Consider the following 20,583-nt stretch of genomic DNA (forward strand, 5'->3'; position numbering starts at 1 on the left):
GTCAATTGAGTGCAAAACTTTACTTTGTGAATGATAGTGCAGAAAATGAAGGCGGTCTCCGCGAGCGCAAGCGCGCCGCCACTCGGGCCTCGATCACCGGCGTCGCCCGGAAACTGACAGCGGAGCGCGGCCTGAACGGCTACACCGTGGAGGAAGTCTGCGAGCTGGCAGAGATCTCGCGCCGCACGTTCTTCAACTACTTCCCCACCAAGGAAGACGCCATCCTCGGCCATGTGGACGACGAAATACCCCGGGATGTCATCGAGGGGTTCATTGCCGGCGGCGCGTCATCCCCGTCCGGGGAGATCTCCGCGACCCTTTTCCAGGACCTGATCGGGCTCTCCCTGAAACTGTCCGAAAACATGGCCGCCTCCGAAGAAGAGACCCGTCAGCTGATCGGCGTGATCAAGAAGGAACCCCAGCTGATGCTCCGCATCATCGGCGCCACCGAGGAACGCGAGGCGGAGTTCGCCCGTGTCCTCGCCGCCCGCGAGGGCGTTTCGCCGGACCATCCCGTGGTCCAGATGGCCGTTGCCCTGCTCGGAAACATCGCCAGGAAGAGCAGCATGGCCTATTTCTCCGAGGGCAACACACGCCCCTACCAGGAGCTGCTGCTCGAAAACATCGCAGCCGCCCGCCAACTTTTCTCCCAACACTTCGACGAACCCGTACCCGCAGAAGGACACTCATGAGCACCACTGCCAGCCCCAAGGCAGCAGCCGGCCCGCTGCTGCTGACCCAGAAACGCATCTGGATCATCTTTTCGGCGCTTATTGCAGGAATGCTGCTGTCCAGCCTCGACCAGACCATCGTCTCCACGGCCATGCCCACCATCGTGGGCAAACTCGGCGGTGTGGAGCACCAGGCCTGGATCACCACCGCCTACCTGCTGGCCACCACCATCGTGATGCCGATCTACGGCAAGTTCGGTGACGTCCTGGGCCGCCGGAACCTGTTCCTTGTGGCCATCGCCCTGTTTACCCTCGCCTCAGTGGGCTGCGCCCTGGCCACCGATTTCTGGGGCTTTGTCATCTTCCGCGCCATCCAGGGCCTGGGCGGCGGCGGACTGATGATCCTCTCGCAGGCAATCATCGCGGACATCGTCCCGGCGAAGGACCGCGGCAAGTACATGGGTCCCCTGGGCGCCATCTTCGGTCTTTCCGCCGTGGCCGGTCCGCTGCTCGGCGGATTCTTCGTGGACCACATGACGTGGGAATGGGTCTTCTACATCAACATCCCCATCGGCATCGCCGCCTTCCTCACCGCCTGGTTCACGCTGACACTGCCCAACAAGAAGGCCGAAAAGCGGATCGATATCCTGGGCGTGATCCTGCTGTCCGCAGCCACCACCTGCCTGATCTTCTTCACCGACTTCGGCGGCAAGAAGGATGAGGGCTGGGATTCACCGCTGACATGGGCGTTCGGCGCCGGAATGCTCATCTCCGCCGCGGCTTTCGTTATGGTGGAGCGCCGCGCGGAGGATCCCATCATCCCGCTCAGCCTGTTCAAAAACCGGATCTTCGTCAACGCCACGGCCATCGGTTTTACCCTGGGCCTGGGCATGTTCGCCGCCATCGCCTTCGTCCCCACGTTCCTGCAGATGTCCTCCGGGACCTCTGCGGCTGAATCCGGGCTCCTGATGCTGCCCATGATGGTGGGCCTCATGGGCATGGCAATCTATTCGGGGATCCGGATCTCCAAGACCGGCAAGTACAAGATGTTCCCCATCCTCGGTGCCTCCCTGACCATCGCGGCGATGCTGTGGCTCACCACCCTGACCGCCGAAACCCCCATCTGGGTCATCTGCGTCCAGCTGTTCGTGTTCGGCGCAGGCCTGGGTTCGATCATGCAGGTCATCGTCCTGGTGGTGCAGAATTCCGTTCCCGCCGATCAGATCGGCACAGCAACCAGCACCAACAACTACTTCCGCGAAGTCGGCGCGTCCCTGGGCGTGGCAGTGTTCGGCGCGATTTTCACCAACCGGCTCTCCGAGTCACTGACCAGCGCGTTCACCGGCGCCGGAGCGTCCGCGGAGCAGGCCTCGCAGTCCACCAGCACCCTGGACCCGCAGGCATTGAGCCAGTTGCCGGACCAGCTGCGCGACGCAATCGTGAACGCCTACGCGGACTCCCTCGCCCCGGTCTTCTGGTATCTGGTGCCGTTCATCGCCCTCGCGCTGATCCTGGCCATCACCCTGAAGCAGATCCCGCTCTCGGACACCGCCGGCATGGTGGCCCGGGGCGAGGCCATCGGCGGCGAGGAAGCAGAACGCCTGGAAGCAGAGCACCTGGCCCTGCTGAACGACGGCACGGAGAAGGAGCCCGCCGCCGTCCCTGACCCCGCGGACAGCCTGAAGGACGACGACGGCGAGCTGGTCTCCCAGCGCCGCTGACCGGCGTCGTACGGCTGTAAGCCATAACGGCGGAAGCCGCAGTAACAAAGCCTGCAGGGGCGCCGCGATCTTGGGGGTTACGGCGCCCCTGTTGTTTTCGTCGCGCCTGCGGACCGGGGCCGCAAGCGTCCTCTCGCGCTGAAGCGTCTAGGCGGGCAGCAGCATGGCGGCAGTGGCGCCGGCGAGCATAAACGGGCCGAACGGGATGGAAGACTTCAACGTGCCGCGGCGGGCCGCCAGCAGGGCCATGGACCAGAGGCCTCCCAGCAGGAAAGCTGCGAATGTCCCGGCAAAAACGTGCCCCCAGCCGAGATAGCCAAGGTACATCCCCAGGACGCCGGCCAGCTTCACGTCGCCAAAGCCCATGCCGGGCGGGTAAACCATCCGCAGGACAAAATAGAAAGCCCACAGGACCGCTCCCCCCGCCAGGATGCGCAGCGCCGGGATCCCCAGGAGCTCGGCGGCCCCGTCGGGTGACCCCACGAGCGCGGCAGGACCGGCGATCACGTGCACCAAGGCCGCCGCGAGCAACAGGACCCCCGCCACACCGTAGGACGGGAAAACAATCCGGTTGGGCAGCAGATGGTGGCGAACGTCAATCACCGTCAGCCGGGCCGCCATAACCAAAAAGTAGGCACATGCGGCCAGCACCAGCCAGAACGCCAGCGGGGTGGCGTCCCACAGTCCATCGAGTCGTCGGATCACCCCTCGGATGCTACTGGATTCGCGCGCCGCCCCGCAGAGCCCACGCGTAAACTGTGGATATGTCGACATGGGACACCAGGCGCCGGCCGGATCCGGAGGGCAGCGCCGCCGCTGCAGACCTGAGCACCATGTTCCGGAACCTTTGCCGGTCTTCCCCCTGGAAATGGCAGTCACTGCGCTTTGAATACTGGGATGAACCGTTTTCCGACGTCCCCGACCCGGCCGCTCCCCTGGTCCGCGCCTGGCTGCGCCGGCCCGGGGCGCTGCGCCTGGAAACCGCCGACCGGCTTGTCCTCCACAGCACCACCGGCATCAACGATTCCAAGGACGGGTTGTACGTCAGCGCCACCCGGAAGTCCTGGCTGCTGCCGCCCCACCTCGTAGCGCCCGTTTACGACGACGGCGGCCTGGTCAGGCGCCGGCCGGAGGCAGCATACGGCGAACCAGGGTTCGGGAACGGCCGTTTCTCGGCTGCCCTCGATCCCGTGGAACTGGCCGGGAACGCACCGGTCCCCATCGAGTTCCCGGGAACCAACGCCGTGGACGTCGACGCCGTTCGCCGCGCCGAACACGATGGCCGGCCGGCGCTGGAGGCAACCGTGACGCCTTCCGCGTCCTACCGGCCCGCGGAACCTGCCGCTCCGCTCTGCCTGCCCGGCAGCAACCGGGTGCGGATCGACCTGGAAACCGGCGTCTGCGTAGCCAGCCAGTCAATGGAAGCGGCAACCCCGGATTACGGGCACTGGATCCGGATCCTCGCGGTGGACGAATACATGCTGGACGACCTGTTCGTGGCCGAGTCCATGAACCTTACGGACGTCCGCCGCCACATCAGCTGGGACATCCGCGCCTGATCACAGTTCCTGCTCCAGGCATCACCGGCGTTTGACAGACTCCCGTGGCCCGCCCTGGGCTAGGCTTCCCTGATGACCGCGCTGACTTCCATCTGGCCCCTCTTTGGCCTCAAGCTGACCACTCCCCGACTGGTGCTGCGTCCCATAACCGACGCCGATATTCCCGCCGCAGTTGCAGCGGCCGCCAGCGGAGTCCACGAACCTGGATTGAGCCCCTTCAGCACTCCATGGACGGAACTGCCGGCGGAAGCATTAGGGCACAACATGGCGCAGTGGTACTGGCGCTGCCGCGGCCAGTCCACACCCGAGGACTGGACCCTACTCCTGGGCATCTGGTACCAGGACGAATTCATCGGCTGCCAGGACATCGGCGCCAAGGACTTTGCCACCCTCAAAACCGTCAGCACTGGATCCTGGCTCAAGCATTCTCTCCACGGCCAAGGGCTCGGCACAGAGATGCGGGCCGCCGTCGCGCTTTACGCGTTCGACTGGCTCGGCGCCGAAGTGGCCGAATCCGAAGCCGCCGCCTGGAACGCCGCCTCCCTGGGCGTGTCCCGCTCCCTCGGCTACGAACTCAACGGTACCAACAGGCAATCCTGGGGCGGCAAGGCCGTCGAAGTCCAAAAAGTGCGCCTCACCCCCGCAACATTCAAACGCCCCGACTGGACCCTCGACGTCAAAGGCCACGAAGCAGCAGCTAAGCACCTCGGCGTCGGCTGAGGGTGGTTGGGTCCGCCAGGTAGAGGTCCTTCGCCGTCGCTTAGACACGACGCACAGGGGCTCCGCCGGTCGCTAAGCGACCTCTGGGCCCGATGCGCCGCGATGCGCTCCTACGCGAAGAACCCCCCACCTGACGTGTGCGCCGGTTACCGCCGTTCAAGGAGGGCCGCGGGCCTTCTCGTAGGAGCGCATCGCCGACCAAAGCGGCGCGAAGGTCGCCCAGCGACCGTAGCAAAGCGGCGGGAGGTGTCTAAGCGACGGAGAAGGGCCGTGGCCCGACGAACGGAACCACGGCCCTTCGCGAACCCGAAACGTAGGGCTAGATTTCGGCGCCCTCGAGGAGCTCTGTTACCAGGGCTGCGATGGGTGACCTTTCTGAGCGGGTGAGGGTGATGTGGCCGAAGAGGGGGTGTCCTTTCAGGGTTTCGACGACGGCGGCGATTCCGTCGTGCCGGCCGACGCGCAGGTTGTCACGCTGGGCGACGTCGTGGGTGAGGACGATCTTGGAGTTCTGGCCGATGCGGCTCATCACGGTGAGGAGGACGTTCTTCTCGAGTGACTGGGCCTCGTCGACGATCACGAAGGCGTCGTGCAGGGAACGGCCGCGGATGTGGGTCAGCGGCATGACCTCGAGCATGCCGCGGTCCATGACTTCTTCCACGACCTCCTGGCTGACCAGGGCGCCGAGCGTGTCAAAGACCGCCTGGGCCCAGGGGTTCATCTTTTCCGACTCGGAGCCGGGCAGGTAGCCAAGTTCCTGTCCACCCACGGCGTAGAGCGGGCGGAATACGATCACCTTGCGGTGCTCGCGGCGTTCCAGCACGGCTTCCAGGCCGGCACACAGGGCCAGCGCCGATTTGCCGGTGCCGGCCCGTCCGCCAACCGAAACGATTCCGACGGCGGGATCCATCAGCATGTCGATGGCGAGCCGCTGTTCCGCCGATCGTCCGTGGAGCCCGAATACGTCCCGGTCCCCCTTGACCAGCCGCACCTGCTTGTCAGCGCCCACCCGGCCCAGGGCTGAGCCCCGGTTGGAGAGGATCACCAGCCCGGTGTTGACCGGCATTTCCGCGGCTGCGGGAATGAAGACGGGCTCGTGGCCGTACAGGGTGGAAATTTCGTCCTCACTGGCCTCGACCTCCGCCACGCCGGTCCAGCCCGAATCCTTGACCAGTTCGTTGCGGTATTCGTCGGCAGTGAGTCCCATGGCGGAGGCCTTGACCCGCATCGGGAGATCCTTCGAAACCACGGTGACGTTCCGGCCTTCATTGGCCAGGTTCTTGGCCACAGCCAGGATGCGGCTGTCGTTGTCGCCACTGCGGAAACCCAAGGGGAGCACGTCGGCGGAAATGTGGTTCAGCTCCACCAGGAGGGTGCCGCCCTCGTTTCCGATGGGGATGGGTTTGCTCAAGCCACCGTGTTTCACCCGGAGATCATCGAGCAGCCGGAGCGCCTTGCGGGCAAAGTAGCCCAGTTCGGGGTCGTGCCGTTTCCCCTCAAGTTCCGTGATGACAACGATCGGAACAATGACTTCGTGCTCGGCGAAGCGCAGCAGCGCCCGTGGATCCGAGAGCAGGACGGAGGTGTCAATGACGAACGTGCTAATGGTGGCGTCCCTTCCGGAGACAGCAAAACCGGCCGCAGATGTTTCGTCTGCTGCACCGGTTTGTGAGGTGGCTCGCGTGGCGCGAGAGGTAGCTTTCTGTCCCTGGTCAAAAACGGCTTCGGGCAGTTGTTCAGAATTAGCCACATCGACTCCAGCCCCGGGCACGCCCGGAATTGTTATTGGTGAGGCGGCTCGGCCTGGAGGCCGGGTCCGGCCTCCCATACAACCGGTGCGAAATTCGCTCCATGTACTGGCCTCCCCGATCAGCCGGCGTTTTTGCCTGCTGATGGATACAACGTAATTCCCTGCCCAGTAATTTCCGGTGCCATCCGTCGGCGATTCCTGTTGCCGGCTTGTGAATTCCGGATGAACGGGGGCGGACCCGTGATGAGGCTCAGGTCCCGAAGCGCCGCTGCCTGCCGGCGTAGTCCCGAAGGGCGCGGAGGAAGTCCACTTTTCGGAAGGCGGGCCACAAGGCCTCGCAGAAGTAGAACTCGCTGTACGCGCTCTGCCACATCAGGAACCCGGACAGCCGCTGCTCCCCGGAGGTCCTGATCACCAGGTCCGGATCCGGCTGGCCGCGCGTGTAGAGGAAACGGGAAATATCGTCAACGGACAGGGTGTCAGCGAGCGCCGACATGTCAGAGCCCTTGGCGACGGCGTCGTGAAGCAACTCCCGCACGGCGTCAACGATTTCGCGGCGTCCGCCGTAGCCCACCGCAACGTTGACATGGATCTTTTCGCGTACCGGAGTGCGGGCAGTGAGCTTGTTGAGCCGTTCCGCCAGGTAGTCGGGCAAGAGCTCGGGGGCGCCCATGGCGTTGACCGAGATGTTGGCGTCATCGTCCAGGCGGTCCAGGGTGTTGGCAATGATCCCCATCAGAAGGTCCAGCTCCTCGCTGGACCGGCTCATGTTGTCCGTGGACAGCATGTAGAGCGTGACCACCTTGACCCCAAGCTCCTGGCACCATCCGAGGAATTCATGGATCTTGTCCGCGCCGGCCTGGTGGCCCTGGCTGGTGGGTGCGTTGAACTGTTTGGCCCAGCGGCGGTTGCCATCCACCATCACGCCGATGTGATTGGGAATGCGGCCGCCGGCCAGCTCGCTGAGCAGCCGCCTCTCGTAGAAGCCATAAAGGAACCCGCGCAATTCCACGAGGAGACTCACCTGACTTCCGTTGCTGTTCGACGGCATTGCACATCCTAGGCTACCGCCCGGGACCGGGACCGGCGTGACGGGACGTTCCCGGATGACCTGCCATGATTGTTACCCATGAGTAACTTATCCAAAGAGAGGATATTCTGAAGCCATGAACAGCCAGACTCCTGACGGCCCGCACGCGCCCTCGGCGGACCACGGCCACAGTCCCATGAACGACGCCGCCGTCCGGCTGGCCGAGCTCCTGATGATCAAGCCCAAGTGGCGCGGCTGGATCCACACCGTCACGGCTCCGTTGGCCCTGGTAGCGGGCCTCGTCCTCGTGGTCCTCGCCCCCACTACGGACCGCAAGATCACCTCGGCCATCTACGCCGCCACCGGCGTCCTGCTTTTTGGCATCAGTGCCATCTACCACCGCGGCAACTGGTCGCCGGGCGTGAAGATTGTCCTCAAACGCCTGGACCACACCAACATCATGCTGGTCATCGCCGGCAGCTATACGCCCCTGGCCTGGTCGCTGCTGGAACAGCCCAAGGCGGTCCTGCTGCTCTGGGTCATCTGGTCCGGGGCCATTCTCGGCGTCCTGTTCCGGCTGCTGTGGACGGACGCGCCGCGCTGGCTATACGTGCCCATCTACATCGCACTGGGCTGCGGGTCGCTGTTCTACCTGCCTGAGTTCTTCGCGGCCAGCGTCCCCGCCGCCGTCCTCATCTGCGTGGGCGGCGTCCTGTACATCACCGGCGCCGTGTTCTACGCGCTGAAGAAACCCAACTTCAGCTACGAACACTTTGGCTTCCACGAACTCTTCCATGCCCTGACGGTCCTGGCCTTCGCAGCACATTTCACGGCGATCGCCATCGCAGTCCTCAGCTGAACTGTTGAGGCCGGTAGGAACGCGGGGGTCCGGCCCGCTTCAGTCGCGGGGCTGGGGCCGGTCGGCGGCCTGGCCGTGGCCGTTGTCTTCGAGGCCTTCCTTGTCGCCGGACGCATCCGTGTCGCCGGCAACACCGAGGCCGTCGTGGCCGTCCGCAGCTTCAATGTCCGCGGCCTCGGCCGCTGCCTGGCGTTCCTCTTCCACCTGCGCCCGGTAGCGGACGCGGCGGATGCGGCGGACCATGTCCACAATCAGCAGCGTGGTGGCCAGCACAAAGAAAGCGGTCATGATGAAGCCCCACAGGCCCGGGGTGATCTGGTCCTCGGAGATGCCCTCACGCAGGCCGGGCGTCGGCAGCGGCGAGGGGGTGGTTGTCAGGGCGAGGAGCAAGTGGTGCACGGTTCATACCTTCTGTGGAAACTGATGGGCAGCCGGCCGGGGATTCCGGACGCGGGTCCGCGGGACCCGGACCAGCCCACAGCTTTTCTACACGGCATAGAATATTCTGCCGCTCTATCTTAGCCCGGCGAAAAGGTCCTTTTCGGGCAATGCCGCGGGGACCCTGGACTCGATCAGGGAGTAGTCTTCCCACGGCCACACGCGGCGCTGCATCTCGGCCGACACGGCAAAGAAGAACCCCAACGGATCAACCTGCGTCCGGTGCGCGCGGAGTGCGTCGTCGCGGGCCTCAAAAAAGTCCCCGCAGTCGATCTGCGTGGTGGTGGCATGGGCACCCTGCGGCGGGGTGTGGCCTTCCGCGTCCGTTTCCAGCCACGCTGCCAGGCGCTGGGCGTACGGGGACTGCAGGCCTGCTTCTTCCAGGGCAAAATGCAGTGCGCGGAACCGGTCCGGGCTGAAGGCCCTGTCGTAATAGAGCTTGCTGGGTTCCCAGGCCGCTCCGGCGTCGGGATACCTGCTGGGGTCACCAGCGGCCGCAAATGCCTCCACTGCCACGCGGTGCGCCATGATGTGGTCCGGGTGCGGGTATCCGCCGTTTTCGTCGTAGCTGACGATCACCTGCGGTTTGAAGTCCCGGACCAGCCGCACCAGCGGCGCCGCGGCGCGCTCCAGCGGCTGGACGGCGAAGGATCCGGCCGGCAGCGGCGGCAGCGGATCGCCCTCGGGCAGCCCGGAGTCCGTGAATCCCAACCAGCGCTGCTTGATGCCCAGTACCTTGGCCGCCTGGTCCATTTCCAGCCGGCGCGCCCCGGCCATATCCCGTTTGGGATGCGGTTCGCCTTCCACGGCAGGGTTCTGGATGTCTCCGCGGGATCCGTCGGTGCAGGTGGCAACCATGACTTCCACTCCGGCGGCAGCGTACATGGCCATGGTCGCGGCACCCTTGCTGGACTCGTCGTCCGGGTGCGCGTGCACGGCTAGCAGCCTCAGCGTTGCCGGGGTATTGGTGGACGCTGTCATCGAGGACGGCTCCTTATTCTTCTGCGGCTGCTGTGGCGGCCACTGGACTGAGGACTGCATGACTGGACGGACGGGACAGCTGTGCCGGGGAGGGGCTGATCCGGCCCGGACGGCCACGGCCTGGAATCGAACTAAACTGGACTGGTGACTACCCAGGATCAGCCCGCCGTGTCCCCGCCTGCAGACACTAGCCTAGCCAATCGTTATGGCAGTAAAAAGCAGCCCCTCCCGCGTGCGGTCAAACGTGGCATTGCCGTAGCGGCGCTGGCGGCCGGAGTGGGGTTTATGGCCTGGGTCTCCACGTCCTCAGCCGGCTCTGACGTAACGTTCAAGGACATCGGTTTCAGCACCATCGATGCCACGGCGGCCGAGGTTGATTTTCAGGTCACCAGGGAACCGGGGACGGCCGTCAAGTGCGCCGTCAAGGCCCTCGACTCCAAGTTCGCCGTGGTGGGCTGGAAAGTAGTGGACATCCCGCCCGGGGAAGCTGACGGAACGGCCGACGGCGGCAGGACAGTTTCGCAGCGCGTGACACTCCGCACGGAGTCCCTGTCCGTTTCCGGCGTGGTGGACGACTGCTGGATTCCGGGTGCCGGGACGTAGCGCCGTGTGATCTATGCCCCATCCCGGGTTGGGTATGTCCAGAGTTTTGACTACAATGGGTCAATACCTTTACCCCGCTGAGCTGGTTGCTGAGTTCCATAAGTGGCCACCGTTGCGGGGTCTTTTGCATGTACGACCATTAGGAGAAGTCCGTGTCTACCACCAACAGCGCGCCTGCAGCCTGGCTCACCCAGGAAGCTTTTGACCGCCTGAAGGCAGAGCTGGACCACCTTTCCGGCCCTGGCCGTGCGGAGATTGTCCAGAAGATTGAAGCTGCCCGGCAGGAGGGCGACCTGAAGGAAAATGGCGGCTACCATGCGGCCAAAGAAGAGCAGGGCAAGATCGAAGCCCGGATCCGCCAGCTGACGGCCCTTCTGCGCGATGCCCACGTGGGCGAGTCCCCCGCTGACGACGGCATTGTGGAACCCGGCATGCTCGTTGTTGCCCGGATCGCAGGCGACGAAGAGACATTCCTGCTGGGGTCCCGCGAAATCGCCGGCGATTCAGACCTGGACGTGTTCAGTGAGAAGTCACCCCTCGGCGCCGCAATCGTCGGCCACAAAGAGGGCGCGAAGCTCAGCTACACGGCTCCGAACGGCAAGGACATCACGGTGGAGATCCTCTCCGCCAAGCCTTACGCAGGCTGACGCTTCACACTGATCGTTCAGGCCAACCAAGCCTGGCCAACGCCGGTCCCCGTCAGGGGGCCGGCGTTCTTGCGTGCTTGGGGCGCAGCAACAGGGCAGCGACAACTCCGCCTGCCGCTCCGCCGAGGTGCGCCTGCCAGGAGATGTAGCTGCCCATGATGGGCAGCACCCCCAGCAGGATGCCGCCATAGACCATAAACAGCACCACGGCGAGCAGAATCTGGCGCCAGCTGTGGTTGAAGAAACCCCGCACCAGGAGGAAGGCGAACAATCCGAAAACCAGGCCGGAGGCGCCAATGGTGATGCCGCCGTCGCCAATCAGCCACACTGTCAGTCCGGAGCCCAGCCAGCTGAACCCGAGGGCCGTCAGGAACACCCTCACGCCGGAGAGGAACACCAGGAAGCCGAAGACGATCAGAGGCAGGGCATTGGACAGCAGGTGGTTCAGATTGGCGTGCAGCAGCGGGAACGTCAGGATGTCCAGAAGCCCGTCCGCGGACCGGGGCCGGAGCCCGAAAGTCCGGTTCAGGGCATGCAGGGTCAGCATGTTGATCAGTTCGATCACAAAGAGCACGGCCACAAAGCCGCCGGCCACCAACAATCCGCCTTTCGCCCGCGAGGCTGTGGTTTCCCGGTTCCGCGGCTTTCCGTCCCCCGTCGCGTCAAGCATGGCTGCTCCTAATGCACCACAATGGGCTGGAAACCCTCGGCACGAAGGGCGCCGAGGACCTGCTCGCAATGTTCGTGGCCCTTGGTTTCGAGGTTTACGGTGATGGAAACGTCGCCCATGCTGATGGAGCCGCCAACACGGGTGTGGTCCAGGCCCGTGACGTTCGCATCGTTTTCGGCGATGATGCGGGCGATGGTGGCCAGCGAACCGGGCCGGTCATCCAGCATCATCCGGACGGTCATGTAGCGCCCCGCGGCGGACAGGCCCCGCTGGATGACTTTGAGCATCAGCATCGGATCGATGTTGCCGCCGGACAGGATCACGGCCGTGGTGCCGGGGTTTTCGATCTTGCCGTCCATCAAGGCGGCAACCCCCACCGCTCCGGCGGGTTCCACCACCATCTTGGCCCGTTCCAGCAGGAAGATCAGGGCCCGCGCCAGGGAATCCTCGCTGACGGTGACAACATCGTCCACGAGCTCACGGATGATGCTGAAGGGCAGCTGTCCGGGCCGGCCCACGGCGATGCCGTCAGCCATCGTGGACACTTTCTTCAGCGGAACCAGGGCGTCGGCGGCGAGTGACGGCGGATAAGCCGCAGCATTTTCGGCCTGGACACCGATGATGCGGATTTCCCGGCCAAGTTCCCTGGCCCGGGCCTTGACGGCTACAGCGACGCCGGCCAGCAGCCCGCCGCCGCCCACACCCATCAGGATGGTGTCCACATTGGGGATCTGCTCGAGAATCTCCAGGCCGATGGTTCCCTGGCCGGACACCACATCCACGTTGTCGAAGGGGTGCACAAAGACCATACCGGATTCGTCGGCGTAGCGCTGCGCCTCGGCGAGAGCCTCATCCACGTTGTGGCCGTGGAGGATGACTTCCGCACCGTGGCTGCGGGTGGCCGCCAGCTTCGGAAGGGCTACGCCCAGCGGCATGTAGATGCGGGCTTTGATGCCCAGGCTTTTGGCGGCTACGGCCACGCCCTGGGCGTGGTTTCCGGCTGATGCGGCCACAACACCGCGTTTTTTATCCTCGGCCGAGAGCTTGGCCATGCGCACATAGGCACCGCGGACCTTGAACGACCCGGCCCGCTGCAGGTTTTCGCACTTGAAGAAGACGTCACCGCCAACCATCCCGCCCAGGGCCCGTGACGATTCCACCGGGGTCCGCATAATAATCCCCTCGAGCAGCTTCTGCGCCTCCAGGACATCGTCCAGCGTGACGGGAAGGGTTTCAAGGGTGTTCACGGACTTATTCTCCTCGGGTGGATACGGCTCCGGCGCCTTGGCTCATGTTTCAGGCCTGGGCGTCCGGATTGGCTGCTTCTGTGCTGGCTGCGGCGTCCTTGCCGCGCTTGGGCTTGAAGCCCGGCAACCGGACGTCCCTGATGGAGTCATCATGGTCCGGGCCTGGCGTCACCGGCCCTCCGGGGGTTGCCAGCACCTGTTCATGTTCCCACGTTCTGGCCGCGATGTAGCGAATTGCGGAGTTTGCTACGGCGAGGATGGGGACTGAGAACAGCGCGCCGGGGATGCCCGCAAGGTACGAACCCGCCGCCACAGAGAGGATGACCGCCACCGGGTGCAGGGCCACGGCCTTGCCCATCACGAGAGGTTGCAGGATGTGGCTCTCCAGCTGCTGGACCAGCAGGACGATAGCCAGCATGATCAGGGCGTTGACCGGCCCGTTGGCCACCAGGGCCAGGAGTACGGCGATGGCCCCGGTCACCAGGGCACCGACTACCGGGATAAAGGAACCGATGAACACAAGCACGCTCAGGGGCAGGGCCAGCGGCACCCCGATGATGGCCGCGCCGGCGCCGATGCCTACCGCGTCAACAAACGCAACAAACATCTGGATCCGTGCGTAGCTGACCATGGAAGCCCAGCCCTTGCGTCCGGCACCGAACGTTGCCGCACGCGCTTTCTTCGGGAGGAGGCGGACCAGGAAGGCCCAGATCCTGTCGCCTTCGAGCAGGAAGAAGATCAGGATGAACAGGGCCAGCACCATTCCCGCGGCGAAGTGGCCCGCGGTGCTGCCGAAGGACAACGCACCGCTGAGGATGCTGCTGCTGTTGTTCTGGAGTGCGGCGGATGCTTCCTTGAGGTACTGGTCGATCTGGTCGGCGGTGAGGTGCAGGGGTCCTTCGGCCAGCCAGTCCTGGATCTGCTTCACGCCGGTCAGCGCCTGGGACCACAATTCGCCGAAACCTGAAGCCAGCTGGCGTCCCACCAGGGCAAGGGCGCCGGCAATAACACCGATGAACCCCAGCACCGTGATGGCCACCGCGGCTCCGTTTGGCAGGCGCCTGCTCCGCAGCCAGCGCACTACCGGGCTCAGCAGCCCGGCCAGCAGTGCGGCCACCATCACGGGGATAATCAGGAAGCTGATCCGGCTGAGCAGCCAAATCAGGGCGCTGGCCACAAGAAGGATGAGACCGAGCCGCCAGGCCCACGACGCAGCGATCCGGATACCGTAGGGAATGTCCTGCTCAAGCTCCCGGTCCGCGCGCACCCGGGCCGGGCGGACAGTTTCCACCGGCCGGACGGTATCCGGCGCCGTGCCTGTGGGCTTTGAATCGGATGGGGTGGCGTCCTCGGCTGGCGTCATAGCCTAATACTTCCTCAGCATCGCCCCTTATGCGAAACGGCTACCCGGCCCCGACCAGGACAGCATCGATCCCCCAGGCCATCGTGAACGCTTCCCCGGCCGAAAGCCACCGCAGCCCGTCACCCGAGTTGAAGGCGTTGGCCGGACCGGTCATGGGTTCGATGGCCACCGCCCTGGGCCTGCCGGGCAGCTCAGTTGTCACAAAGATGTGGACGTAGCCGCAGGATTCGTCCTGCCACAACGTGACACTGCGGCCGTCAGGTGCGCTGAGCACATGGCGGGCCGCACCGCCGTCGAACGTCAGGTCAGTGAGGGCTACATCGATCTCAAGGTCCCCAACTCTTTGGCCGCTGCGGAAGTCACTGTCCCCGCTGACGGGCTCCGAGCTCCGCGGGATCAGGCGCTGGTCCGCCACCAGGCGGGTGCCGGCGGCGACGGTCAGGGTGAGCTGGTCCACCTCCGCGTCGCCCAGCCGCAGGTATGGGTGGGCGCCCAGGACGAACGGCGCTGGCGCGTTGGAATCGTTGATCAGCGTCTGGCGGACTTCCAGGCCAAGGTCCTCAGCGAGAAGATACTGGACCCGGTGGCGCACCAGGAAGGGGTAGCCATGCTGCGGGAAGACCGTCGCCTCGAGGGTCACGGAATATTGCGATTCATCAACCAGGCTGTAGGCGGAGTTGCGGAGCAGTCCATGACTGGCGTTGTTCCGGGAAACCTCCGTGATGTCCAGTTGCTGCTTCTTACCGTCCAGGTACCAGACCCCGTCCTCCACCCTGTTTGCCCAGGGGGCGAGGGTGATCCCGGCGGCGCCGGGGGAAATCTCGGCGTCGCCATAGGTCTCGGTGAGCTGGACACCGGCGCGACTGTAAAGCCGCAGGCCGGCCGCCAACTCAGTCACAACTGCGAACGCGTCACCCCTGCGGAGTTCGTACTGCCGGCCGGTGGCGTAGGTCTGGAATCCGGCGGGAATGCTCGCGTCCGGGGTTGCGCTCGAAGTCATGAGCACCACCGTAACAGGGGGCAGGGACTGCCTGCCATCACCGCAAAATGTTATCTTTTGTGTGAAACTCTTCTTTTTTGAGCGAAATATGGGATGATCGAGACAACGGATGCCCGGCACCTCCGGCACCAGCACGCAAAGGACCCCCGCCATGACAGGTATCACTACCACCACGCTCGCCGATGGCCGGGAGCTGATTTATTTCGACGACGGCGCCGCTGCCAAGCCCCGCACGGCGGCCACCACCACCGATCACCGGCCCTTGCCCGAACGCGGCGAGCCTGGCGAAGTACGCTTCGATGCCCTCACTGACGAGTGGGTGGCCGTCGCGGCGCATCGGCAGGCCCGCACCCACCTCCCGCCTGCCGACCAGTGCCCCATCTGCCCCACCACAGCGAACAACCCCTCCGAGATCCCCGCACTCGACTACGACGTTGTGGTGTTTGAAAACCGCTTCCCGTCGCTGGGCCCGGCTGTGGGGCCAGTGCCGTCCACTCCGGCCTGGGGCACTACCGGACCCGCGTACGGACGCTGCGAAGTAGTGGCGTTCACTCCCGAGCACACGGGATCGTTCAGTGGCCTGGGTGAGGCCCGCGCCCGGACTGTGGTTGAGGCGTGGGCGCACCGCACCGAAGTCCTCAGCAAACTGCCGGGGATCAGGCAGGTGTTCCCGTTCGAAAACCGCGGGGCCGACATCGGCGTCACCCTCCACCACCCGCACGGCCAGATCTATGCGTACCCCTACGTCACGCCCCGGGCGGGGGTCATCGGAGCGGCCGCACGCAAGTTCTATGATGGGTCCGATGGGCGGCAGACGCTCACGGGCTCGCTGCTGCGGGCGGAACGCGAGGACGGGAGCCGAATGGTGATGGAGGGTGAGAATTTCAGCGCCTACGTGCCGTTCGCTGCCCGCTGGCCGCTGGAAATCCACCTGGTGCCGCACCGGCAGGTACCCGACCTGGCCGCCTTGAGCGGTGAGGAAAAGGATGAACTGGCCCATGTCTACCTTGACCTGCTCCAACGGCTCGATGCCCTGTATCCGACGCCGACGCCCTACATCTCCGCCTGGCACCAGGCCCCTCTTGACGACCTCCTGCGCCCCGCCAGCTACCTGCACCTCCAGCTGACGTCGCCCCGCCGGGCAGCGGACAAGCTCAAGTTCCTGGCCGGCTCCGAAGCCGCCATGGGCGCCTTTATCAATGACACCACCCCGGAAAGCGTGGCGGAACGGCTCCGTGCCGGTGTGGTTCCGGAGTCCAGCCCCGTCCGTGCAGCAACCGCCCCTGCTGCGCTGGGGGCCCTGCCTGAAGGAGTACACGCGTGAGCGCCTCCCCTGACCCGTTGACTACCCGGACCCCTCTGACCAACCCGGCGGAACCGGGCACTGAGGACCTGGACACAGCGCAGCCCGGCACCGCGGACCTGGCCGCCCGCTTTGGGCGGGAGTTCGGCAGGCTTCCCGACGGCGTCTGGCAGGCACCGGGACGCGTTAACCTTATCGGCGAGCACACCGACTACAACGAGGGTTATGTGCTCCCGTTCGCGATCGACAAGACCGCCCGGGTGGCTGTCGCAGTCCGTCCGGACTCCATGGTCAGGCTCCTGTCCACGTATGGTGACCACGGCATGGTCACCGCCGACCTCGGCTCCTTGGACGCGGCTTCCGCCAAGGGCTGGACGAAGTATCCGCTCGGTGTGATGTGGGCGTTGCAGCAGCAGGGCATCACCGTTCCGGGGGTGGACCTGCTGCTCGATTCCAACGTCCCCCTGGGCGCCGGCCTGTCCTCATCGCACGCCATCGAATGCGCGGTCATCTCAGCCCTGAACGATTTGACGGGAGCGGGGCTTGAACCCGAGGAGATGGTCCTCGCCACCCAGCGCGCCGAGAACGACTTTGTCGGCGCCCCCACGGGCATCATGGACCAGTCAGCGTCGCTGCGCGGATCCAAGGGGCACGCGGTCTTCCTGGACTGCCGCGACCAGAGCGCTCAGCTGGTTCCCTTCGAAACAGAACCTGCAGGGCTGGTGATGCTGGTGATCGATACCAACGTCTCCCACTCCCATGCCGACGGCGGGTATGCCTCCCGCCGCGCGTCCTGCGAACTGGGCGCCGAGGTCCTGGGCGTCAAGGCACTGCGTGACGTCCGGATGGAGGACCTGGAAGAAGCCGCCGGCCTCCTGGACGAGGTCACCTACCGGCGCGTGCGCCATATCGTGACCGAAAACGACCGCGTGCTGCAGACCGTGGAGCTGCTGGCCAGTGCGGGCCCCGGTTCCATCGGCAAACTGCTGGACGCCAGCCACGTTTCCATGCGGGACGATTTCGAGATCTCCTGCCCGGAGCTGGATCTGGCGGTGGCCATCTCCCGCGCCAACGGCGCAATCGGCGCCCGGATGACCGGCGGTGGCTTCGGCGGGGCCGCCATCGCGCTCACCCCTGTGACGTCGGAGCAGCAGGTGCGCGCCGCCGTCGTGCGTGCCTTCGAAGAAGCCGGCTATACGGCCCCTGACATCTTCACGGTGACCCCGGCAGCGGGAGCCATGCGCATTTCGTAGCGCGGATACCGGAAAAAGAGGGCCCCGCCTGATGCGAAATGCATCGGTGGGGCCCTCTTCTTGTGAGTGGGATTACGACGGCGGATGCCGGGTTTTTTGTCAGTCCTCGCCGCGGAGGATGGCCAGGACGCGGATGATCTCCACGTAGAGCCAGACCAGGGTGACCGTCAGGCCGAAGGCCGCGGTCCAGGAGAAGCGCTGCGGTGCGCCGCTCTGCACGCCGGCTTCGATGCTGGTGAAGTCCATGACCAGGGAGAACGCGGCCAGGCCAATGGCGAGGATGCCGATGACAACACCAATGATGCCGCTGCGCAGGCCGAAGGGTTCCGTCGTCATACCCGTCATCATCATGACCAGGTTGACCACGGAGAACAGGCCGTAACCCACCAGGGCGATCATAAAGAACTTCATTGCCTTGGGAGAGGCGCGCACCTTGCCGCTCTTGAACAGGAGCAGCGTCACGGTGAACACGGACAGCGTGCCGATGACGGCCTGCAGGCCGACTCCCGGGTACATCAGATCGAGCACGCGGGTGAGGCCGCCGAGGAACAGGCCTTCGAGCCCGGCATAGGCCAGGATCAGGGCCGGTGAAGGCTGCTTCTTGAACGTGTTGACCAGTGCCAGGACGAAGCCGCCCAGCGCACCGACGATCATCAGGATGCTGGCCAGCCCCATGCTGACGAACAGCGTCACCGCGGCCCCGGCCAGCAGGACTCCGAGGCACGCCGCTGTCTTAACGATGACGTCGTCGTAGGTCATCCGGCCGGTGTCCGCGGGACCTGCGGCCGGCTGGTTGTACATCTGGCGCAGCTGCTCATCGGTCATGTTCTGCTGCTGGCCCCAACCGTTCTGGGGATCCATGACCTGGCCGGGAGCCCGCTGGCCATACTGCGCCTGTCCGTAGGGTGCCTGCGGGACACGCGGTGCCTGCGTTGCTCCACGGAAATTCTTTCCGTTGAAGATCGGGTTTCCGCCAAGTGCCATTGCTGGTGTCCTCCAAGTAAAGAGTTGAGTCGTGACTTACGACCCACGCTACCAATATCTACGTGCTCACGCCCCAATAAGTTCCCCGTCCATGGCGCCGAAACGCAACCGTGATGCATCCGATAGGACGGTCGCACGCGCCGCGGGGCCGCGCGTAGGCCCGGCCGCCCCCTGGGGAATACTGCTGATCAACAGAAGTTTCTTTGCGAACACTTTGCCAATGCGCCATGGCTGTAACGCAGTTGTTATGCGATCGCTACCAGAGCGCCTGCCCGCGGCCTAAAATTTGGCCCTGACGAGCTGTAACATAGGCCACACGCGGTGACGGATATCACAACCAGGCCCCCAACCTGCACGACAGCATCACCATCCGTCCCGTGACGTTTGCAGCGGTTGCAATGGCGCATCCCTGGCCACCCCACCCAAGTGGAGGATTTTCATTTTGAGAAGTACACCCAAAGGCTCGCCGCACAGACGGCCGGGCGGATTGCTGAAAGTGATAGGGGCCGTCTTTGCCTCTGTCCTGATGATCTTGCTCGTCGTCGCCCCGGCATCACAGGCCACTTCGCCGTCTCCGACACCATCCCCGTCGGCTACCAGTTCGCCGTTCAGCATCAGCGGATTCCTCCGCAACGCAGGGGCCCCACTGGCCGATGTCAAAATCAGTGTCACTGGCCAAGGGTTCGAAGGTTCCGCCACGTCGGCGGCCAACGGATCTTGGTCGATCAGCGTCCCGCAATCGGGTACGTACGAAATCGAACTGGATGAAGGAACTCTTCCCGAGGGAATCAAACTGGCAGATGGCCAGGAGAACCCCCGCCAGCTGACATTCGGCCAGACCTCCAACCAGACCACCATCTTCGCTTTCGGCGAAGGGATCGTCGTCCAGCAGGGCAATTTCGCGCAGGACCTGACGAACAGGCTCGTCGCTGGGCTCAGCTTCGGCCTCCTGCTGGCACTGGCTGCCGTTGGCCTCTCACTCATTTTCGGCACCACAGGCCTCACCAACTTTGCCCATGGCGAGATGGTCACGCTGGGTGCCGTCCTGGTTTTTGTTCTCAATGCCGTGGGAGCGCCGTTCTGGCTGGCCATCGTCGTCGCACTGCTGGGCGGAGGCTTAGTGGGCTATGCGCAGGACACCTGGCTATGGAAGCCCCTGCGAGGCCGCGGCACCGGACTCGTTCCCATGATGATCGTCAGCATCGGACTGGCCCTCGCCGCCCGCTATGTGATCCAGTTTTACTTCGGCGGGGGTACCGAGCAGCTTCCCGGAGCTCAAAGTGCCGAGATCCAGCTCGGGCCGATTTCCATCTCCCCGAATAATCTGTGGTCCCTCATCATCAGCGCCATTGTCATCCTGATCGTGGGCCTCGTGCTGATGAAGACCAGGCTCGGCAAGGCCACCCGGGCCGTCGCTGACAACCCCGCACTGGCCGCAGCCTCCGGCATCGACGTTGACGGCGTCATCCGCATCGTGTGGATTGTCGGCGGCGTGCTCGCCTCCCTCGGCGGCATTCTGTGGGCTTACTACCGCCCCGGCGTCTCGTTCAACATGGGTTCGCAGATCTTGCTCCTGATCTTCGCCGGAGTCACCCTGGGCGGTCTCGGGACCGTTTTCGGAGCCCTCGTTGGCTCCGTGGTCGTTGGTATCTTCACTGAACTGACCACTGTCTTCGGGGCCCCCGCAGACCTCAAATACGTCATACCCCTGGGCGTCATGATCATCGTCCTGCTCATCCGGCCGCAAGGCATTCTGGGCCGCCGCGAGCGCGTGGGATAGGAAG

At 64.8% G+C, this 20,583-nt stretch carries 20 protein-coding genes; 10 read left to right on the plus strand and 10 right to left on the minus strand.

Features of this window, described 5'->3' with window-relative positions; all coding sequences use genetic code 11:
- Positions 1 to 26: 26 nt before the first annotated feature.
- Together MUN23_RS02590 and MUN23_RS02595 are read left to right on the plus strand one after the other, a co-directional pair.
- Entirely contained in the window at positions 27 to 692 is a 666-nt protein-coding gene (locus MUN23_RS02590; RefSeq protein ID WP_248761960.1) for a TetR family transcriptional regulator, read from the plus strand.
- The gene (locus MUN23_RS02595; protein WP_248761961.1) at positions 689 to 2,392 is read left to right on the plus strand and encodes an MDR family MFS transporter; all 1,704 of its coding nucleotides are present in this window, start codon (positions 689 to 691) and stop codon (positions 2,390 to 2,392) included. Before MUN23_RS02590 ends, MUN23_RS02595 begins: the two co-directional genes overlap by 4 nt.
- Positions 2,393 to 2,539: 147 nt before the next feature.
- On the opposite strand, the gene MUN23_RS02600 is transcribed toward MUN23_RS02595, so the two are convergent.
- Positions 2,540 to 3,097: an A24 family peptidase gene (locus MUN23_RS02600; protein WP_058929652.1), complete on the minus strand. Its 558-nt coding sequence runs from the start codon at positions 3,095 to 3,097 to the stop codon at positions 2,540 to 2,542.
- A 59-nt stretch (positions 3,098 to 3,156) separates the two neighbouring features.
- Here MUN23_RS02600 and MUN23_RS02605 point away from each other — a divergent pair, with 59 nt between their 5' ends.
- The gene (locus tag MUN23_RS02605; protein WP_248761963.1) at positions 3,157 to 3,951 is read left to right on the plus strand and encodes a hypothetical protein; all 795 of its coding nucleotides are present in this window, start codon (positions 3,157 to 3,159) and stop codon (positions 3,949 to 3,951) included.
- 72 nt (positions 3,952 to 4,023) lie between these two features.
- Complete coding sequence (locus tag MUN23_RS02610) at positions 4,024 to 4,671, plus strand: GNAT family N-acetyltransferase (RefSeq protein WP_248761965.1); 648 nt, start codon at positions 4,024 to 4,026, stop codon at positions 4,669 to 4,671.
- Positions 4,672 to 4,990: 319 nt separating this feature from the next.
- On the opposite strand, the gene MUN23_RS02615 is transcribed toward MUN23_RS02610, so the two are convergent.
- Positions 4,991 to 6,421: a PhoH family protein gene (locus MUN23_RS02615; protein WP_248761967.1), complete on the minus strand. Its 1,431-nt coding sequence runs from the start codon at positions 6,419 to 6,421 to the stop codon at positions 4,991 to 4,993.
- A gap of 250 nt (positions 6,422 to 6,671) precedes the next feature.
- Positions 6,672 to 7,433, minus strand: a complete 762-nt coding sequence (locus MUN23_RS02620; RefSeq protein ID WP_248763967.1) for an isoprenyl transferase — start codon at positions 7,431 to 7,433, stop codon at positions 6,672 to 6,674.
- Between the two features lie 154 nt (positions 7,434 to 7,587).
- Here MUN23_RS02620 and MUN23_RS02625 point away from each other — a divergent pair, with 154 nt between their 5' ends.
- On the plus strand, positions 7,588 to 8,310 hold the full coding sequence (locus tag MUN23_RS02625; RefSeq protein ID WP_371875966.1) for a hemolysin III family protein: 723 nt from the start codon (positions 7,588 to 7,590) through the stop codon (positions 8,308 to 8,310).
- A 39-nt stretch (positions 8,311 to 8,349) separates the two neighbouring features.
- Here MUN23_RS02625 and MUN23_RS02630 read toward each other — a convergent pair whose 3' ends face one another.
- Entirely contained in the window at positions 8,350 to 8,709 is a 360-nt protein-coding gene (locus MUN23_RS02630) for a hypothetical protein (RefSeq protein WP_248761969.1), read from the minus strand.
- Positions 8,710 to 8,823: 114 nt separating this feature from the next.
- Positions 8,824 to 9,729 carry a mycothiol conjugate amidase Mca gene (mca, locus tag MUN23_RS02635; protein ID WP_248761971.1) on the minus strand — a complete coding sequence of 302 codons (906 nt, stop codon included), beginning with the start codon at positions 9,727 to 9,729 and terminating at the stop codon, positions 8,824 to 8,826.
- 144 nt (positions 9,730 to 9,873) lie between these two features.
- Here mca and MUN23_RS02640 point away from each other — a divergent pair, with 144 nt between their 5' ends.
- Both MUN23_RS02640 and greA read left to right on the plus strand, forming a co-directional pair.
- A complete protein-coding gene (locus MUN23_RS02640) occupies positions 9,874 to 10,332 on the plus strand; it encodes a DUF4307 domain-containing protein (RefSeq protein ID WP_248761972.1) in 459 nt (152 codons plus the stop codon).
- 152 nt (positions 10,333 to 10,484) lie between these two features.
- Positions 10,485 to 10,979 (plus strand): transcription elongation factor GreA, encoded by a 495-nt coding sequence (gene greA, locus MUN23_RS02645; RefSeq protein WP_056343498.1) that lies wholly within the window; start codon positions 10,485 to 10,487, stop codon positions 10,977 to 10,979.
- A 52-nt stretch (positions 10,980 to 11,031) separates the two neighbouring features.
- Here greA and MUN23_RS02650 read toward each other — a convergent pair whose 3' ends face one another.
- Genes MUN23_RS02650 through MUN23_RS02665 form a run of 4 tightly spaced genes read right to left on the minus strand, consistent with a single transcriptional unit; the run spans position 11,032 to position 15,259 of the window.
- Positions 11,032 to 11,649 carry a rhomboid family intramembrane serine protease gene (locus MUN23_RS02650; RefSeq protein WP_058929658.1) on the minus strand — a complete coding sequence of 206 codons (618 nt, stop codon included), beginning with the start codon at positions 11,647 to 11,649 and terminating at the stop codon, positions 11,032 to 11,034.
- Between the two features lie 8 nt (positions 11,650 to 11,657).
- Entirely contained in the window at positions 11,658 to 12,896 is a 1,239-nt protein-coding gene (ilvA, locus tag MUN23_RS02655; RefSeq protein WP_104060985.1) for a threonine ammonia-lyase, read from the minus strand.
- A gap of 49 nt (positions 12,897 to 12,945) precedes the next feature.
- Positions 12,946 to 14,259: an AI-2E family transporter gene (locus MUN23_RS02660; RefSeq protein ID WP_248761974.1), complete on the minus strand. Its 1,314-nt coding sequence runs from the start codon at positions 14,257 to 14,259 to the stop codon at positions 12,946 to 12,948.
- A 40-nt stretch (positions 14,260 to 14,299) separates the two neighbouring features.
- Positions 14,300 to 15,259: an aldose 1-epimerase family protein gene (locus MUN23_RS02665; protein WP_248761975.1), complete on the minus strand. Its 960-nt coding sequence runs from the start codon at positions 15,257 to 15,259 to the stop codon at positions 14,300 to 14,302.
- A gap of 151 nt (positions 15,260 to 15,410) precedes the next feature.
- Here MUN23_RS02665 and galT point away from each other — a divergent pair, with 151 nt between their 5' ends.
- Positions 15,411 to 16,583 (plus strand): galactose-1-phosphate uridylyltransferase, encoded by a 1,173-nt coding sequence (gene galT / locus MUN23_RS02670; protein ID WP_248761976.1) that lies wholly within the window; start codon positions 15,411 to 15,413, stop codon positions 16,581 to 16,583.
- Between the two features lie 68 nt (positions 16,584 to 16,651).
- Positions 16,652 to 17,815 (plus strand): galactokinase, encoded by a 1,164-nt coding sequence (gene galK / locus MUN23_RS02675; RefSeq protein WP_371876028.1) that lies wholly within the window; start codon positions 16,652 to 16,654, stop codon positions 17,813 to 17,815.
- 99 nt (positions 17,816 to 17,914) lie between these two features.
- Here galK and MUN23_RS02680 read toward each other — a convergent pair whose 3' ends face one another.
- Entirely contained in the window at positions 17,915 to 18,799 is an 885-nt protein-coding gene (locus MUN23_RS02680; protein WP_058929661.1) for a Bax inhibitor-1/YccA family protein, read from the minus strand.
- Between the two features lie 526 nt (positions 18,800 to 19,325).
- Here MUN23_RS02680 and MUN23_RS02685 point away from each other — a divergent pair.
- Positions 19,326 to 20,579 carry a branched-chain amino acid ABC transporter permease gene (locus MUN23_RS02685; protein WP_248761977.1) on the plus strand — a complete coding sequence of 418 codons (1,254 nt, stop codon included), beginning with the start codon at positions 19,326 to 19,328 and terminating at the stop codon, positions 20,577 to 20,579.
- The last annotated feature ends 4 nt before the right edge of the window (positions 20,580 to 20,583 follow it).

Source organism: Pseudarthrobacter sp. SSS035 (genome assembly GCF_023273875.1).
Classification (GTDB): domain Bacteria; phylum Actinomycetota; class Actinomycetes; order Actinomycetales; family Micrococcaceae; genus Arthrobacter.

What these genes read in the sequence shown, in the direction of transcription:
- MUN23_RS02595 (WP_248761961.1), top strand. Translation starts at nt 689, where the DNA reads ATGAGCACCACTGCCAGCCCCAAGGCAGCAGCCGGCCCGCTGCTGCTG.
- MUN23_RS02605 (WP_248761963.1), top strand. Translation starts at nt 3,157, where the DNA reads ATGTCGACATGGGACACCAGGCGCCGGCCGGATCCGGAGGGCAGCGCC.
- MUN23_RS02610 (WP_248761965.1), top strand. Translation starts at nt 4,024, where the DNA reads ATGACCGCGCTGACTTCCATCTGGCCCCTCTTTGGCCTCAAGCTGACC.
- MUN23_RS02625 (WP_371875966.1), top strand. Translation starts at nt 7,588, where the DNA reads ATGAACAGCCAGACTCCTGACGGCCCGCACGCGCCCTCGGCGGACCAC.
- mca (WP_248761971.1), bottom strand. Translation starts at nt 9,729, where the DNA reads ATGACAGCGTCCACCAATACCCCGGCAACGCTGAGGCTGCTAGCCGTG.
- MUN23_RS02650 (WP_058929658.1), bottom strand. Translation starts at nt 11,649, where the DNA reads ATGCTTGACGCGACGGGGGACGGAAAGCCGCGGAACCGGGAAACCACA.
- MUN23_RS02660 (WP_248761974.1), bottom strand. Translation starts at nt 14,259, where the DNA reads ATGACGCCAGCCGAGGACGCCACCCCATCCGATTCAAAGCCCACAGGC.
- MUN23_RS02665 (WP_248761975.1), bottom strand. Translation starts at nt 15,259, where the DNA reads ATGACTTCGAGCGCAACCCCGGACGCGAGCATTCCCGCCGGATTCCAG.
- galT (WP_248761976.1), top strand. Translation starts at nt 15,411, where the DNA reads ATGACAGGTATCACTACCACCACGCTCGCCGATGGCCGGGAGCTGATT.
- MUN23_RS02680 (WP_058929661.1), bottom strand. Translation starts at nt 18,799, where the DNA reads ATGGCACTTGGCGGAAACCCGATCTTCAACGGAAAGAATTTCCGTGGA.
- MUN23_RS02685 (WP_248761977.1), top strand. Translation starts at nt 19,326, where the DNA reads ATGATCTTGCTCGTCGTCGCCCCGGCATCACAGGCCACTTCGCCGTCT.